The sequence below is a fragment of the Streptosporangium sp. NBC_01639 genome (genome assembly GCF_045209755.1).
Classification (GTDB): domain Bacteria; phylum Actinomycetota; class Actinomycetes; order Streptosporangiales; family Streptosporangiaceae; genus Streptosporangium.
This window is the reverse complement of the sequence record NZ_CP109272.1, coordinates 4296008-4309999: the sequence shown is the minus strand read 5'-3', so window position 1 is coordinate 4309999 and position 13992 is coordinate 4296008. Positions and strand designations below refer to the sequence as shown.

Sequence of the window (13992 nt, the reverse complement as noted above, 5' to 3'; positions counted from 1 at the left end):
CGGCCGGCCGGTCACACCCCGGCCAGCACCAGACTGAAGTCCCCGGTGGGGTCGGTGTAGTGGTGGAGCACCGTGAACCCGGCCGCGGTGAGCTCCCGCCGCAGCCCCTCGGGGCGGAACTTGGCGCTGATCTCGGTGCGCATCTCCTCCCCGTCGGCGAAGGAGACGGTCAGGCCGAGACCGTCGACCCGCACGTCCATGGCGCGGGTCGCGCGCAGCCGCATCTCGATCCAGTCGCTGCGCAGGTCGTAGATCGCGACGTGCTCGAAGGCGTCCGGCTCGAAGTCGGCGTCCAGCTCCCGGTTGACCACCCGCAGGACGTTCCGGTTGAAGGCGGCGGTCACCCCGGCCGCGTCGTCGTAGGCCGCGACCAGCCGCCCGGTGTCCTTGACCAGGTCGGCGCCGAGCAGGAAGGTGTCCCCGGGCCGCAGGGTGGCGCGCAGCTCCTTGAGGAACACCTCGCGTGCCGCCGGATCGAGGTTGCCGATCGTGCCGCCGAGAAAGGCCACCATCCGCCGCCCTCGACGGGGCAGCAGGGCCAGCTGGCGCTCGAAGTCGGCGCAGACCGCCCGCACGGTCAGGTCGGGATAGCGGACGGTGAGCCGCTGCGCGGCATCGCCCAGGGTGACCGCGTCGACGTCCACCGGCGTGTAGGTGCGCAGCGTCCCCGTGACGGAGAGCGCGTCCAGCAGCAGGACGGTCTTCTCGCTGGTCCCCGAGCCGAGCTCGACCAGGGTGTCCGCGCCGCTGCGCGCCGCGATGTCCACCGCCTCCCTGCGCAGGATGGCCAGCTCGCGACGGGTCGGATAGTACTCCGGCAGCCGGGTGATCTGGGAGAACAGCTCGCTGCCCGCCGCGTCGTAGAACCATTTGGGCGGCAGCCATTTGGGTGTCGACGCCAGCCCGGTGCGGACGTCGTGTTCGAGCGCCTGGCGCAGGTAGTCGTGATCGAGGTGGTTGACCAGGTGTACGGCTGACTGGCTGACGGACACGGGTCCTCCTGGGTCGATGGGTCACGGTCCCTCTCGCCTGCCGGCTCGCCGGCCCGTGACCGGGGTGCTGTGGTTACGGTGATCTCGTGCTGTCCGGTCACGGACCGGCCATTTGCGGCCCGCCGGTCTGTGCTCAAAGTCCTCCTCCCGCCGGTATCTCGCTCACAGCGGCTGGATGCGCACGCCGGCGGGTGAGGCGAGGACCAGGCTCCGCTCCGGTACGGCCTGCCAGCCGGACCGGTCGTCCAGCGGCTCGCTCGCCACGAGCACGCCGTCGTCGAGACGGAGGAAGAGCGTGTCGCCCCAGACGGTCGCCGCGATCGACGTGCCGTCGCAGGCGAGCAGGTTCAGGCGGGCCTCGGGATCCTTCGTCCCGGCATGGACGACGACCTCCGCCAGCGCGTCGCCGAGCGGGTGGCCCAGGCGCCGCCGTACGAACACCGCGGCGGCGAGCCAGGCCGAGTCGCAGGAGCTCTCCGCGTCGTCGGCGAGCTCCCGCACCGCCTCCCGCTCGACGCGGCCGTTGTGGCTGAGCAGCCACGGCCCGTCGGCGAAGGGCGCGGTCGCCGTCTCCTCGATCGGCATGCCGACGGTGGCCGACCGTACGGCGGCCAGCAGGCAGCCCGAGCGGGCGGCCCGGGCGAGACCGGGCAGGTTGGCGTCCGTCCAGATGGGGACCGCGCGCCGGTAGCGGACGGGTTCCGGGCCGGTGGCGTCGTTGTACCAGCCGATGCCGAAACCGTCGGCGTTGACCGTGCCGTAGCGCTGCAGCCGCGGGGCGTAGGACTGCCGGAGCAGGCCGTACCCGGGCTCGTGGATCAGTGAGGTGAGGCTGCGGGGCGGACCCAGCCAGGCCGCGTGACGGCACATCTACACCTCCTCCGGGGAGGCGGACCGGGCGCAGCGGAAACCGGAGAAGATCTGCCGCCGGATCGGATGGTCCCAGTTCCTGAACGTCGTGCGGACCGCGGCCGGGTCGGCCGCCCAGGACCCGCCGCGGAGCACCCGGTAGTCCTTGCCGAAGAAGACCTCGCTGTACTCGCGGTAGGGGAAGCTGCGGAAACCGGGGTAGGGCAGGAAGACCGAGTCGGTCCACTCCCACACGTCCCCGATCATCTGCTCGGCGCCGTAGGGGCTCGCCCCGGCGGGGAAGGCGCCGAGCGGAGCGGGCCGGGCCGCCCGGTGGCCGAGGTTCGCCCGGTCGGGCCGGGGAACGTCGTCACCCCACGGGTACGTCCGCGCCCGTCCGGCCGCCGCGTCCCAGCCGCAGGCCTTCTCCCACTCGGCCTCGGTGGGCAGCCGCCTGCCGGCCCAGCGGGCGTAGGCGTCGGCCTCGTACCAGCACACGTGCTGGACGGGCTCCTCCATGGGCACCGGCTCGGTCCGGCCGAAGCGGGTGCGCCACCAGGTGCCGCCCTCCCTGGTCCAGAACAGCGGGGCGGTGGCGTGGCTCTCCTGCCGCCACCGCCAGCCCTCCGGTGCCCACCAGTGCGGATCGTCGTAGCCGCCGTCCTCGATGAAGGCGGCATAGGCGCCGTTGCCGACCGGGAAGCGGTCGATCCAGTAGCCGGGCAGGTGGATCCGGTAGGCGGGGCGCTCGTTGTCGTAGGCCCACGGCTGGATGTCGGTGCCCATCAGGAAGGAGCCCGAGGGGACGAACACCTCCTCCTCGCCGGTGACCCTGCCGGGAGGCAGGACGCCGTCGCGGACCAGCCCGGGTTCCTTGGACAGTTGCAGGGTGGCGAGCATCGTCTCGTCGTGCTGGTGCTCGTGCTGGATCACCAGGCCGAAGACGAAGCCGTCCCGATGGAGCGGGTCGGGGCCGTGCAGGTCGATCGAGTCGAGGACGTCCAGCACCCGGCCGCGTACGCCCTCGATGTAGTGGCGCGCCTCGACCGGGCCCAGCATGGGCAGGCTCGGGCGGTTCGCGCGAGGGTGCTTGAACGCGTCGTACAGATCGTCGATCTCGGGCCGCAGCGGGGTGATCCCCCCGGCCTCCCGCAGCACCCACAGCTCCTCGTAGTTGCCCACGTGCGCCAGGTCCCACACCAGCGGGGACATCAGCGGCGAGTGCTGCCGCAGGAGCAGGTCGTCCTCGGTGTCGGTGTAGGCCAGTGACCGGTTCCGCACCGCGGTCAGCTCCGTGGCGATCCGTTCCTTGAAGTCGCTCATACCTGTCCTTCCTCGGTCAGCCAGGCCGGCAGACGCCGGGCCGGCCCTTTCACCAGTTCCAGCAGGTCCACGGCCGGCGGGCGGCCGGGGGTCACGTGACGGTCGGCGAACGCGGCCACCTCACGGGTCAGGGCCGCGGACACGCCCAGGCGGGGCATCGCCGCCAGGGCGGCCCGGAAGCAGGTCTCGGCCGCCCTCCGCAGCCCGGGGTCCGCCAGGCCGCGCCGCGCCGCCTGCGGCCACATCGCCGCGTACGGTTCGACCGCGTCCATCGCCGCGTCCGCCACGCGGTCGTCCGTCACGAGGGCGTGGGTCACCGCCACGCACACCGGCCAGTTCGCCGGGTGCTGGGCGTCGAGGTAGCGGATCTCCAGCCAGCCGCGAGGCCGCACCGGAGGGAAGATCGTCGTGGCGTGGTAGGCCAGATCCACCAGGGTCAGCGGGCGGGTGGGTGCGGTCAGCCAGTCACGGAAGGTCGAACCGTCGCGGATGACACGTAACCGCTCCCCCTCCTCGCGCACGAGCATCAGCCGGGCGTCGAGCAGGTAGGCGGCCCAGGCCGCGGCGGGGTCGGCGGACGCCGGAACGGGGGCCGTCCGGGTGCGGTCGAGGTTCTCCCACACCGCCTGGCGGCCCGACATCCACCCGCACGGCCGGCCCTCGCTGAGCGGTGAGTTGGCGAAGGCCGCCATCAGCACGGGTCCCAGCAGGTGCGCGCGCTCCCACCGCACCGCGGGCCGCTCTCCCAGATCCAGGTTGACCTGGATCGACGTCGTCGAGCACATCATCAGCGCCCCGTACGGCATGCCGAGGAACGCGGCCATCGCCTCGTAGCGGGGCAGGCGCAGCTGTCGTCGCGCCGGCCGTATCGGATCGAGGCCCACCCCGGCCAGCACCAGGCCCGCCTCCCGCAGGGCCGCGCGCGTGGCGTCGACGTCGGCGGTGAGGCCGGCGATCGCCTCCGGCAGCGGTCCGGCCGGGCCGGAGAGCTCAAGCTGGCCGCCCGGCTCGAAGGTCACCCGGCTCCCGCCGGGCAGCGGTGGCAGGGCGTCGGCGGTCCTGGCCACCGGTACCTGACGGCCGGGATCCTCGCGGTCGAAGACCAGGAACTCCAGCTCGACTCCCACCTGGTCCCCGGCGGGGCCGAGGAAGCAGCCTCGGGCGAAATCCTCCACGTCCGAGATATCCCGGACCAGAGTCTCCTCGGCGGCCAGATCGGTCATCACGCCCCCTTCGTCCGATGTGTACGGATCTATAGACCCGCGAGTCGCACGAGCGTTACAGGGGGCCGGGTGTAACGGATCGATCCGCAGCCGGAACTACGCCGTATGGAACACGGGTGGGGATGATGCGAGCCGGATCGCGATGGGGGCGGGCGACCGGCTGCCGGGAGGCTGCGGGGCTCGTCACGGACTACCTCGAAGGGGAACTGCCCGCCGGCCGGCGGCGATCCCTCGAAGGCCACCTGGCCTCATGCGCCGCGTGCGCCGTTCATCTGGAGCAGATCCGGGTGACGGTCCGGGTGCTCGGCTGCCTCGGGGCGGGAGTCGTCCCCGATCGGGTGCTCAGCAGGTTGTGCGGTGCCTTCCTCGGTTCAGGGACGCCTTCTTTCCCGGAAGGCGGACAGTAGCCGCTCGCGCGTTTCACCGGGCAGGCCTTCGGATTGCAGGTCGCCGAGGGTGACGAGGGTGGTGCGGAACTGGGCGAGGTAGCGTACGCAGCCCTCGCAGGCGCCGAGGTGCTCGGCGAACCGGTCGCGGGTGGGCCCGTCGAGCCCGTCCTCCAGGTAGGCGGTGACGAGCTCCACCGACTCGTCGCAGCTGAACCGCTTCACGACGCTGACCGCCTTACCGTCTAGATCCTGCACTGATTCCACTACGCCGACCGCCTCGCCGTCTCGAAGTACTCCTCCAGCCGCCCGCGCACCGACGCGCGGGCGCGGTGCAGCAGGACACGCTGGTTGGCCGCGGAGATCTCCAGGATCTCGCAGACCTCCTCGGATGTGCACCCCTCGACGTCGCGGAGGGTGATCACCGCTCGCTGCCTGGGGGGTAGCTCGGCCAGGGCCGCCGCGATCCGGCCGCGCACCTCCGCCGCGAGCACCTCGCCCTCCGGAGTCGGCCAGACGGCGGGGAGCTCCTTCCAGCATCCGGGAAGGGGGTCGCCCGCGCCCTGGAAGCGTGCACGGTCGACCGTCGGTCGCTCCTGCTCGAAGACGCTGCTCCACGGGACCGTGCGGTTCTCCCGCACGCCCCGTTTCTTGGCCGTGTTGACCAGGATCCGGTAGACCCAGGTCTTGACCGACGAGCGGCCCTCGAAGCCGTCGATTCCCCGGATCACCGCCAGCCAGGTGTCCTGGACGATCTCCTCCGCCGAGTCGCTGGTGGACACGTGCGACCGGGCCAGCCAGAGCATCCCCCGCGACCAGGTGTCCAGCAGGGCCGCGAACATCGTTTCGTCCCCGGCGCGCAGCGCCGCGACGACGACGTCGTCCGGGGGCAGTCCACCGCCCGGCAAGGGCTCCACGATCGTCTCCTCCTGGTCGGGCCTCTGGAACCTTCGGGGAAGCGCTTCCGGAGCGAGGCCAGTACGCAGAGGAGAAGATTCCCGCCCGGAACCGGACCGACACCTTCTCCCGCCCGGCGGGTGGAGCCGGGCTGTTCGCACCGGTGCCCCGGGAGACTCCGGCGTGATCCGGGGCACCCGCCACCCTTTTGTTTCCGTTGTGGAAAGTTGTGTGTTGACGAACTGGAAAGCGAGTGACAGACTTTCCTATATGGAAACACACGATGGATCCGGTGCTCCCACTCCCCGACCGACCCCCGAAGAGGCGAGCGCCGCGCTCCACGAAGTGGAGCAGGTCCGCTCCTCGCTCGACGCCGTCCCCATACCGGGGTGGTACATGCCCCTCCTGGCCCTCCTGGCCGGCGGGACCGCGCTGGCCCAGCTGCTGCCGACGGCCGTCACGGTCGTGGTGGTCCTGCTCATGGCGGTGGGGATCGGGCTGACGGTGCGACTGTACGTACAGAAGGTCGGGTTCCTCAGGCAGGCCAAGGGGCGTGAGGTGTGGCCCGCGGTGGTGCCTCTCGTGGTCATCTACCTTGCCGCCGCCGTGCTCGACCTGGCCTACGGCCAGGAGTGGGGGTGGATCGTGGCAGCCGTCCTGGGTGCGGGCACCATCCTCGGTATCGGCTACTACCACCAGCGACGTGTTCGGAGGCAGGCATGACGGTCGTGCGCGAGCCCGCGGACGGCTTCGACGCGACGATCCACGCACCGAACCGGCTGCGCGTCTGCGCCCTGCTGGACGCGGTGGCCGAGGTGGAGTTCAGTGCGGTCCAGGAACGGCTCGACGTCAGCGCCTCCGTGCTCAGCAAGCACGTGAGCGTGCTGATCGAGGCCGGCTACGTCAAGCAGCGCAAGGCCACCCGCGACACCCGGCAGCGCGTGTGGCTCCAGTTCACCCCCGCCGGTCGCGCCGCCTACCAGGCCCACGTCGCCGCCCTCCGAGCGATCGTCGGCAAATAACCCCATTGGGGTCATCTATGGGTTATAAAGAGGACGGCGGTGCGGGGAGTGCCCGGTCCCGCCCCGCCGGGCCTGCCCCGAGGGCCGCGGAGCGACCATCGAAGGGATCATGTGGTGAAGCGCGTGCTGCTGCTGGCGACCGGTGACACCATCGCCCACTCCCGCCGTCCCCCGCACGTCGCATCCGGGGCCGAACTGCTGGCGGCCCTACCGTCGGCCGCGCCGGCGGTCGAGGTGGTGGCCGAGGACGTGATGGCGGAGCCCAGTTGGGACACCTCACCCTCGACCATGCTGGGACTGGCCCGCCGCGCCCGTTCGGCCATCCTTGAGCGGGGGTTCGACGGTGTCGTGATCACCCATGGCGTCGACACCCTGGAGGACACCGCGTTCCTCACCGACCTGCTCGCGGGCCGCGCGGCGGAGCGCGGCGGGATCGTCCTGACCGGCGCCGTGCACCCGATGGACGACCCGTCGGCCGACGGCCCGCGCAATCTGACCGCGTCCCTGGCCGCCGCCGCCGATCCCGCACTGCGCGGCGCCGGCGCCGTCGTGTGCGTCGCCGACGGGCTGCACGCCGCCCGCTGGGCCACCCTGGCCGACGCCACGAGTGTGGCGGGCTTCTCCTCGGCGCCCCACCCGGTGCTGGGGCACGTGACTGACGGGAAGGTCGAGCTGCGGGCCGTACCGCCGCCCCGGCCACCGGTGACGGCGGGGGATCCGGAGACGGACGTGGCCCTGATCAAGACCTACCCGGGGATGGATCCCGTGCTGCTCACCGCGGTCGTGGACGCCGGCGCCCGGGGAGTCGTGCTGGAGGGCACCGGTACGGCCAACGTGCCGGTCGATCTCTTCACGACGATCGGCGAGCTGACGGAGTGGGGCATCCCGGTGGTCGTCGCCTCCCGGAGCCGCACGCGCGAGGTTCCGCTCGACGACCTGCCCCTCGGCTCGGGCCTGGCGGGGAAGATGGGGGCGATCGGAGCCCGCGGTCTCCCGCCCTCGAAGGCGCGCTGCGCGCTGATGGTCGCCCTCGGGACGGGCGGGGTGGCGGCCGTGCGCGACTGGTTCGCCAGGCTCTGACCGCGGGGCCGGGGCCGGTCGGTTCCTCGCCGCGAGACGGCGGGCCCCGGCGCTCGCAAGTTGACCATACTCCGTAGAACGAAGTATGGTCCTCGGCATGCCAAGAGGATCATCAGAAGTCAGCGAGCCGATGTACTTCGTCCTCGCCACGCTCCTGGACGGCCCGCTGCACGGCCATGCGATCATCAAGCGCGTCGCCGAGCTCTCGGGAGGACGCGTCAAGCCGTCCGTGGGCACCCTCTACGGCGTCCTGGATCGGCTGGCCGCCAACGCCGTGATCGTCGTGGACCGCGAGGAGACCGTGGACGGGCGCAGGCGGCGCTACTTCCGGATCACCGACTCGGGCAGCGCGCTGGTCCGGGCGGAGGCCGAGCGCATGCACGAGGCCGCCTCGGTGGTCAGGGGCCGCGCTCTGGGGGCGTTCTTCGCATGACAGCGCTTGAGCGGCGCTACCGCCGGCTGCTGCTGGCCTACCCCCGCGGTTACCGGTCCGCCTACGGCGACGAGCTCATCGGCCTCCTGCTCGACACCGCCGAGCCCGGCAGCTCGCTGCCGTCGCCCAAGGAGGCGGCCGGGCTGGTCGCCGGCGGCCTGCGTGCCCGCGTGACGCAGGCCACTCGGGGCCCCGCCTGGGTCGACGGGCTGCACCTGGGGACCACGGTGCTGACCGTCGCCAACCTGGCGGTGCTGGTGCCGTTCGCGCGGTCCCTGCCGCTGTGGGTGGCGCTGTCCGCGCTCGCGGTGCTCGCCGTGCTGCGCGGGTGGGTACGGCTGGCACTTCCGCTCGTGCTGCTCACCGGCCTCAAGGCGGGGGCCCTCGCCACGGCCGCGCTTCTGCTGGACCACACCCTCCTGCCGGTGCTGCCGGACTTCCTCGGCGCGCACGCCCTCTACTCCACCGGCGGGCTCTACAGCGCGGTCGCCGGCCATGTGCTCGCCTTCGCCGGGCTGCTGGCGCTGGCCGCGCGCCAGCGGCCGGTCCGCGCACGGTCATGGTGGTGGCTCGCGACGCTCCCCGCGATCGCCGCGGCCGACCCGGCCTGGCTGGGCCGTGCGGACGGAGCCTCCCCGCCGGGGACCAGGGTCGCGGCGGAGATCGTGCTACTCGGCCTGGCCGTCTGGGCCGGGCATCTGGCGCGGGACCCGCGCTGGGCGCTGGCCTCGGCGATATACCTGCTCGCGGTGTCGGTCGCGTTCGCCGAGAGCCTCCCCTACCTCTCCCGGCGGGACGTGGCCTACTGGGCCCTGCTGGCCTTCCTGACCCTCGCCACCGCGGTCGTGCCGTACGGCCGCCGCAGGCGCGCCCTGCACTGACCTTTCCCGCCCCCGGCGACGTCGATCCGCGGCGTACGCCCTCCTCGTCATGCCTTCCTCCTGGAGTGAGATCACATGTCCGTGAGATTCACCGTCACAGCCGTCCTCTCGCTGGCTGTACTGACCGGATGCGGTTCGCAACCCGCCGCCGGTCCCGTCCCCGGATCCACCGCCACCCCCGCCCAGAGTGCGGGGACGCAGGCCGATCGGCAGATCCAGCAGATCAAGGCGGACTGCATGAAGCAGAAGGGCTTCACCTACATCCCGTTCGTCCGACCCCCGCTGAAGGAGACCGAGACCCAGCGGAAGATGGAGGAAGGCGACCTCGATGCGATGAGGGAGTTCCGGGCGAAATACGGTTATCAGGTCTTCGCGGCCCACGTCTACCCCGATGACCTGGCGTCGGGCGCCTTTGTCGAGGAAGCGATCCCCGCCGATCCCAACGATCGCTATCGCGGATCTCTCAACGAGACGCAGTTCAACGCCTACAAGGAAGCGGACCAGGCCTGCTTCGGCAAGGCCGTCAAGGAGGTGCTGCACAAGACCTCGTCCGCGGAGATGAACTACCTGATGCAGCGCTTGGACATGATCAAGCGGCTCAAGGAGCGAGAACTCGACGGCGACCCCAAGATCGCCGAGCTGGCGGTGCCCTTCGGTGACTGCCTCAAGTCCAAGGGATACCCGGTGCCCTCACTCAAGCCGACCGCGATGGCGCGGCGCGGCATGGAGGCCTTCCGCGCGGAGGAGGCGAAGTTCGGTCCGGGTGAGAACGGCTCCATACCCGATCTCACCGCCGACCAGGCCCGGCCGTACCTCGCCAGGGAGATCAAGGACGCGCTCGACGACCTGGAGTGCGGCAAGGACTTCTACGCCGCCTACACGCCCAAGGAGCGGGAGATCAAGCTGCGGGTGACGCGTGAGTTCGGTGAGGTCAACGGCTGAGCGAACCCGGGTTCTTCAGGCGGCTACTTGAGCGGGTCGTGTCCCCAGTTCATCAGGGAGTGCCGCCACGGGGTGTCCTCGACGTCGCCCGACGGGCGCTGCGCGAGGTGGCGGTGGACGTAGCCGGTCACCTTCCGCATGTGGGCGTAGTCGTCGTCGGACAGGTCGCCGATGTGCTTCCTGAGCAGCTCGATGATCCGGCGGCCGGATGCGTGACCGGTCGACTCGCCGCCCCCGGCCTTGTCCCCGACGGCCTGGGATGCGGGCGTGCCCAGCCAGCTCTCCAGCTCTCCGGCTGTCATGTTGACCGCCTCGTCGAAGGCCGCCGAGATCTGCTTCCGGTCCTCGGCCATGTCAGCTCTTCCTCCGCAGCGCCGCGGGTTTGTGCACGGCGGTCTTGCCGCTCCCGTCGCTGCGGACGAGGTACTGGGGATCCTCAGGCGAGGCATCGACGATCCGGCCGGCCGCGTCGGTCCTCTCGATGAGCTTCTTCTCCACCTTTCCCGACACGGTGGACCCGTGACTGCTCCAGGTGACCTCGTCACCGACGGCCAACTCGTCCTTGCTCTGGTTTTTGGTCATACGATCCTTCTACCCCTTTCGCCGAATCGGACATCAGCGGCGATGTCTCCGTTTGATGCGCCGGAGGCCGAGCCGATCGCTGTCAGGGTCACCAGGGCGGCTTTTCCGGACCAACGCCATGGCCGAGATCCGCATGGCCGCCCCACGGGCGCTGTCACTGCTGCACAAGCAGCAGGTTCGTCTCGGTCGCCCTTCGCGGTTCGGCGGCGGCGACGGCTTCTCCAGTGGTGACGGCGCTTTCGGGAGTCATGTGCAGCCCTCCGCGAGGATCGGTCAGCCGAACCGCAGGACGAACCGCCCGCGAACGCCGCGCCGTTCGAGCGAGCGATGCGCGTCGGCGGCTCGGGAGGCCGGCAGTTCGCCGGCCACGCGGACGGTGAGCCGTCCTTCACCGGCGAGTTCGGCGAGCCGGTCGAGCTCGGCCGCGGCCTCGACGTAGTCGCGGACGAAGATCGGGGCGACGTGGACTCGGTCGGTCCCGTCGCCCTGGTAACCGCGGACGGTGACGACGGTGCCGCCGTCCTTGACGGCAGGGAGCACGGCGGCCTCCAGCACGGCGGCGTCGACGAGCCCGTCGACGCCGTCCGGGCGGTGGCGGCGGACCATTGCGGCGAAGTCGTCCCCCCGCGGCACGACCTCGTCGGCTCTGCACTCGCGGACGAAGGTCTCGTCCTGCCGGGCGGCGTCGGCGACGACGACCAGCCCGGCCTGCTTGGCGAGCTGGACGACGTACCCGCCGACGGTGCCGGCGGCGCCGGTGACGGCGACCGTCGCGCCGGCCGGGAGCGCCAGCGTGTCGAGTGCGAGCCGGGCGGTGAGCCCGTTCATCGGGAGGGTGGCGGCCTGAACGTCCGAGAGTCCGGCCGGGATCTTCGCGACCGAGCGTGCCGACATGACGAGGTCTGCCCGGTAGCCGCCGTGCGCACCTGAAGGCACCACGATGGCCATGACGGCGTCCCCGATCGCGAACGGGCGGTCGACGGCGGGACCGATCTCGGTGATCACGCCGGCGACCTCCATGCCCGGCACCCGCACCGCGTCCGCCTCATCCTGCCGCGGACGAGAACGGATCATCGCGTCGGTCGGGTTCACCGTGGCGCTGCTCACCTGGATCCTGACCTGACCGGGACCGATCGGTTCGGCCGCCAGGTCGAACTCGCCGAGAGCGTCCGGTCCACCTGGCCGCGTCACTCCGATTGCTTGAACCATGGTCGTTCGTCCCTCCTTATTCGTCTTATTCGTTGCCGCCTGGTGGCGATGGGCAGGGCCAGCCGTGCCGCTGACGAGTCACGGCGTGTGCTCGGCCGGGTTCTGCTACGGCGATGTGGGGGCGTGAAGACCATCGAGCAGCAGGCTGCACACCTCGTCGAGTTCGGCGCCGATGCCGGGGTTCTGCCATTCGGCCGCGTGGGCGAGGTGGTTGAACTTGGCAGTGGCGTTGAAGACCACGCGGGCGGTGGCCTCCGCGTCGTCGGTGCGGAGGCTGCCGTCGGCGGCGCCGTCGGCGACGATGGCCGTCAGCTGGCCCAAGAGGTCGGCGACGTGGTCGGTGGCGACGCTGCTGTGCGCGGCCGCGAGGATTCCATAGGCGGCGAACAGCTCCGGGTCCTCGCGAATCTTGGCCTGCTTCCCGGCCAGGACGGCGTGCAGCCAGGTACGCAGTCGCTGCGCCGGCGGGACCGCGCTGTCGGCGGCGATGACGGAGAGGGCGTCGCGATTGCGGTCGAGCCAGCGCCGGGTCACGGCCTCGCGCAGCGCCTGCTTGGAAGGGAAGTGCTTGTAGACGGCGGCGTGGCTGACCCCGAGTGCCCGTGCGACGTCGACGACGGTTGCCTTGTCCGGTCCGTGGCGGCGCAGGATCTCCTCGGTGGCCGCCAGGATGACGTTCGCGTCCAGCGGGGTTCGGGCAGGCATCAGCGCCTGCCGCCCGTTCGCTCGCTGTCCAGGAGTGCGAGCAGGGCGGGGGCGTAGCGTTCCCCGGCGACCGCCCCTCGCGGAACGGCCTGCTCGATTGCGTCCAGGTCGTCCTCGGTCAACCGCAGGCCGGCGGCGTCCACCGCCTCGGCGATCCGGCGTGGTCGGCTGGCCCCGACCAGCGCGACGATGTCCCGGTGCACGCGACCCTGCGCGAGCACCCACGCGATCGCGAGCTGTGCGACCGTGGCGCCGCGGGAGGCGGCGATCTCCTGCAGCCGCTCGACCAACGCGAGGTTGGCCTCGATGTTGCCGGCGGCGAAGCGGGGCAGGTGACCGCGATGCCGTGCGTCGCCGGCCGATGGTCGCCACGTCCCGGTCAGCATTCCTTGGGCGAGCACCCCGTAGGCGGTGACGCCGATGCCCAGTTCGCGGCAGGTGGGCAGGATCTCGTCTTCGACGCCGCGGCTGAACAGTGAGTACTCGATCTGGACGTCGGTGATCGGGTGCACGGCGTGGGCGCGGCGGATCGTCTCGGCGCCGACCTCGGACAGCCCGATGCCGCGCACGTAGCCCTTCTGCACCATCTCGGCCACGGCGCCGACGGTCTCCTCGATCGCGACAGCGGGGTCCAGCCTGGCCGGGCGATAGATGTCCACGTAGTCGGTGCCCAGCCGCTGCAGCGAGTAGCCCAGGAAGTTCGGGATCGCGTCGGGTCGGCCGTTGATGCCGCGCACGCTGCCGTCCACGCCGAACAGCGCGCCGAACTTCACGCTCACCACGGCGCGGTCGCGGGCGGTGGGTCGCAGCGCCTGCCCGATGAGCGTCTCGTTGTGACCCATCCCGTAGTGGTCGGCGGTGTCGATGAACGTGATCCCGGCGTCGAGCGCGCTGCGAAGCGTCGCGATGCTCTGCTCGTCGGCGCTGCGTCCGTACGCGCCGGACATGCCTGCACAACCGAGCCCGACCGCCCCCACACCGACGTCGACGCCGAGTGTTCTCTGCTCCATACGAGAAACGCTAAGCGGGTTGGTAACAGATGTCAAAATTTGTAACTTGCTACCTTGGCCGTTACGGGTCCAAAGCGTGGCGGCCTCTTCGAGCAGCCGAACGAGATCAAACGTAGAGGTGTCATCGATCGGACTCTCCTGTTCGTGAGAACGGGGCAGGCAGGCGTGTTCGTGCTTGCAGGGAGTTCCGTAGGGACGACCGCAGGTGCCCAGGGAGACCTTGCGGAGCTTGAAATGCTGCTGGAAGTCTCGCCATTCCTGGTCGGTCGGCTCGTGATATTCCTCGATCGGGTGGTCCGCGCGTCGGCGGTCGAGGAAGGCCAGGAGGTACCTGCGGACGGAGTGTTGCTGCGTAGTCCGGTCAACGACTCGGTGACGGCCACCTCGGCGGCCGCCGGTCTCACGTCCGGATGGTGGATCATGATCGCTGTCGGGGTAGTGCGGTGGTGAATAGTTTG

At 71.1% G+C, this 13992-nt stretch carries 19 protein-coding genes; 8 read left to right on the top strand and 11 right to left on the bottom strand.

Annotated elements, in window-relative coordinates:
• Nucleotides 1-11: 11 nt before the first annotated feature.
• From egtD to egtA, 4 genes are all read right to left on the bottom strand, one after another.
• A complete protein-coding gene (gene egtD / locus OHA77_RS19535; RefSeq protein ID WP_406319474.1) occupies nt 12-992 on the bottom strand; it encodes an L-histidine N(alpha)-methyltransferase in 981 nt (326 codons plus the stop codon).
• Nucleotides 993-1154: 162 nt separating this feature from the next.
• A complete protein-coding gene (gene egtC / locus OHA77_RS19530) occupies nt 1155-1862 on the bottom strand; it encodes an ergothioneine biosynthesis protein EgtC (RefSeq protein WP_406319472.1) in 708 nt (235 codons plus the stop codon).
• Nucleotides 1863-3164 carry an ergothioneine biosynthesis protein EgtB gene (gene egtB / locus OHA77_RS19525; RefSeq protein ID WP_406319471.1) on the bottom strand — a complete coding sequence of 434 codons (1302 nt, stop codon included), beginning with the start codon at nt 3162-3164 and terminating at the stop codon, nt 1863-1865.
• Nucleotides 3161-4387, bottom strand: a complete 1227-nt coding sequence (gene egtA / locus OHA77_RS19520; protein WP_406319470.1) for an ergothioneine biosynthesis glutamate--cysteine ligase EgtA — start codon at nt 4385-4387, stop codon at nt 3161-3163. Before egtA ends, egtB begins: the two co-directional genes overlap by 4 nt.
• 122 nt (nt 4388-4509) lie before the next feature.
• On the opposite strand from egtA, the gene OHA77_RS19515 reads away from it, so the two are divergent.
• Nucleotides 4510-4794: an anti-sigma factor family protein gene (locus OHA77_RS19515; RefSeq protein ID WP_406319845.1), complete on the top strand. Its 285-nt coding sequence runs from the start codon at nt 4510-4512 to the stop codon at nt 4792-4794.
• Here OHA77_RS19515 and OHA77_RS19510 read toward each other — a convergent pair.
• Nucleotides 4759-5031, bottom strand: a complete 273-nt coding sequence (locus OHA77_RS19510; RefSeq protein WP_406319468.1) for an anti-sigma factor family protein — start codon at nt 5029-5031, stop codon at nt 4759-4761. The genes OHA77_RS19515 and OHA77_RS19510 overlap by 36 nt on opposite strands.
• An 8-nt stretch (nt 5032-5039) precedes the next feature.
• On the bottom strand, nt 5040-5690 hold the full coding sequence (locus tag OHA77_RS19505) for an RNA polymerase sigma factor (protein ID WP_406319466.1): 651 nt from the start codon (nt 5688-5690) through the stop codon (nt 5040-5042).
• Between the two features lie 250 nt (nt 5691-5940).
• Here OHA77_RS19505 and OHA77_RS19500 point away from each other — a divergent pair, with 250 nt between their 5' ends.
• The 6 genes from OHA77_RS19500 to OHA77_RS19475 all read left to right on the top strand — a co-directional run bounded on the left by OHA77_RS19500 (nt 5941) and on the right by OHA77_RS19475 (nt 10028).
• A complete protein-coding gene (locus OHA77_RS19500; protein WP_406319464.1) occupies nt 5941-6393 on the top strand; it encodes a hypothetical protein in 453 nt (150 codons plus the stop codon).
• Nucleotides 6390-6692: a transcriptional regulator gene (locus OHA77_RS19495; RefSeq protein WP_406319462.1), complete on the top strand. Its 303-nt coding sequence runs from the start codon at nt 6390-6392 to the stop codon at nt 6690-6692. Before OHA77_RS19500 ends, OHA77_RS19495 begins: the two co-directional genes overlap by 4 nt.
• 114 nt (nt 6693-6806) lie before the next feature.
• Complete coding sequence (locus tag OHA77_RS19490; protein WP_406319460.1) at nt 6807-7772, top strand: asparaginase; 966 nt, start codon at nt 6807-6809, stop codon at nt 7770-7772.
• 97 nt (nt 7773-7869) lie between these two features.
• Nucleotides 7870-8205, top strand: coding sequence for a PadR family transcriptional regulator (locus OHA77_RS19485; RefSeq protein ID WP_406319458.1), 336 nt, complete (start codon nt 7870-7872; stop codon nt 8203-8205).
• Entirely contained in the window at nt 8202-9086 is an 885-nt protein-coding gene (locus OHA77_RS19480; RefSeq protein ID WP_406319456.1) for a hypothetical protein, read from the top strand. The genes OHA77_RS19485 and OHA77_RS19480 overlap by 4 nt, the downstream gene beginning before the upstream one ends.
• Before the next feature lie 75 nt (nt 9087-9161).
• Nucleotides 9162-10028 (top strand): hypothetical protein, encoded by an 867-nt coding sequence (locus OHA77_RS19475; protein ID WP_406319454.1) that lies wholly within the window; start codon nt 9162-9164, stop codon nt 10026-10028.
• Nucleotides 10029-10051: 23 nt separating this feature from the next.
• Here the strand turns inward: OHA77_RS19475 and OHA77_RS19470 are convergent, their stop codons facing one another.
• The 5 genes from OHA77_RS19470 to OHA77_RS19450 all read right to left on the bottom strand — a co-directional run bounded on the left by OHA77_RS19470 (nt 10052) and on the right by OHA77_RS19450 (nt 13534).
• Nucleotides 10052-10381 carry a DUF3140 domain-containing protein gene (locus OHA77_RS19470; RefSeq protein WP_406319453.1) on the bottom strand — a complete coding sequence of 110 codons (330 nt, stop codon included), beginning with the start codon at nt 10379-10381 and terminating at the stop codon, nt 10052-10054.
• A 1-nt stretch (nt 10382) separates the two neighbouring features.
• On the bottom strand, nt 10383-10610 hold the full coding sequence (locus OHA77_RS19465) for a DUF2945 domain-containing protein (protein ID WP_326819245.1): 228 nt from the start codon (nt 10608-10610) through the stop codon (nt 10383-10385).
• Between the two features lie 273 nt (nt 10611-10883).
• The gene (locus tag OHA77_RS19460; RefSeq protein ID WP_406319450.1) at nt 10884-11819 is read right to left on the bottom strand and encodes an NADP-dependent oxidoreductase; all 936 of its coding nucleotides are present in this window, start codon (nt 11817-11819) and stop codon (nt 10884-10886) included.
• Nucleotides 11820-11924: 105 nt separating this feature from the next.
• On the bottom strand, nt 11925-12524 hold the full coding sequence (locus OHA77_RS19455; protein WP_406319448.1) for a TetR family transcriptional regulator: 600 nt from the start codon (nt 12522-12524) through the stop codon (nt 11925-11927).
• On the bottom strand, nt 12524-13534 hold the full coding sequence (locus tag OHA77_RS19450; RefSeq protein ID WP_406319447.1) for an aldo/keto reductase: 1011 nt from the start codon (nt 13532-13534) through the stop codon (nt 12524-12526). Before OHA77_RS19450 ends, OHA77_RS19455 begins: the two co-directional genes overlap by 1 nt.
• Before the next feature lie 234 nt (nt 13535-13768).
• Between OHA77_RS19450 and OHA77_RS19445 the strand changes: the two genes are divergently transcribed.
• Nucleotides 13769-13984 (top strand): hypothetical protein, encoded by a 216-nt coding sequence (locus tag OHA77_RS19445; RefSeq protein ID WP_406319445.1) that lies wholly within the window; start codon nt 13769-13771, stop codon nt 13982-13984.
• Nucleotides 13985-13992 lie beyond the last annotated feature (8 nt).

Bases quoted from the DNA above. Each gene is read 5' to 3' on its own strand.
- egtC (WP_406319472.1), bottom strand. From the start codon at position 1,862: ATGTGCCGTCACGCGGCCTGGCTGGGTCCGCCCCGCAGCCTCACCTCA.
- egtB (WP_406319471.1), bottom strand. From the start codon at position 3,164: ATGAGCGACTTCAAGGAACGGATCGCCACGGAGCTGACCGCGGTGCGG.
- egtA (WP_406319470.1), bottom strand. From the start codon at position 4,387: ATGACCGATCTGGCCGCCGAGGAGACTCTGGTCCGGGATATCTCGGAC.
- OHA77_RS19515 (WP_406319845.1), top strand. From the start codon at position 4,510: ATGATGCGAGCCGGATCGCGATGGGGGCGGGCGACCGGCTGCCGGGAG.
- OHA77_RS19500 (WP_406319464.1), top strand. From the start codon at position 5,941: ATGGAAACACACGATGGATCCGGTGCTCCCACTCCCCGACCGACCCCC.
- OHA77_RS19495 (WP_406319462.1), top strand. From the start codon at position 6,390: ATGACGGTCGTGCGCGAGCCCGCGGACGGCTTCGACGCGACGATCCAC.
- OHA77_RS19485 (WP_406319458.1), top strand. From the start codon at position 7,870: ATGCCAAGAGGATCATCAGAAGTCAGCGAGCCGATGTACTTCGTCCTC.
- OHA77_RS19480 (WP_406319456.1), top strand. From the start codon at position 8,202: ATGACAGCGCTTGAGCGGCGCTACCGCCGGCTGCTGCTGGCCTACCCC.
- OHA77_RS19475 (WP_406319454.1), top strand. From the start codon at position 9,162: ATGTCCGTGAGATTCACCGTCACAGCCGTCCTCTCGCTGGCTGTACTG.
- OHA77_RS19470 (WP_406319453.1), bottom strand. From the start codon at position 10,381: ATGGCCGAGGACCGGAAGCAGATCTCGGCGGCCTTCGACGAGGCGGTC.
- OHA77_RS19465 (WP_326819245.1), bottom strand. From the start codon at position 10,610: ATGACCAAAAACCAGAGCAAGGACGAGTTGGCCGTCGGTGACGAGGTC.
- OHA77_RS19460 (WP_406319450.1), bottom strand. From the start codon at position 11,819: ATGGTTCAAGCAATCGGAGTGACGCGGCCAGGTGGACCGGACGCTCTC.
- OHA77_RS19455 (WP_406319448.1), bottom strand. From the start codon at position 12,524: ATGCCTGCCCGAACCCCGCTGGACGCGAACGTCATCCTGGCGGCCACC.
- OHA77_RS19450 (WP_406319447.1), bottom strand. From the start codon at position 13,534: ATGGAGCAGAGAACACTCGGCGTCGACGTCGGTGTGGGGGCGGTCGGG.
- OHA77_RS19445 (WP_406319445.1), top strand. From the start codon at position 13,769: ATGCTGCTGGAAGTCTCGCCATTCCTGGTCGGTCGGCTCGTGATATTC.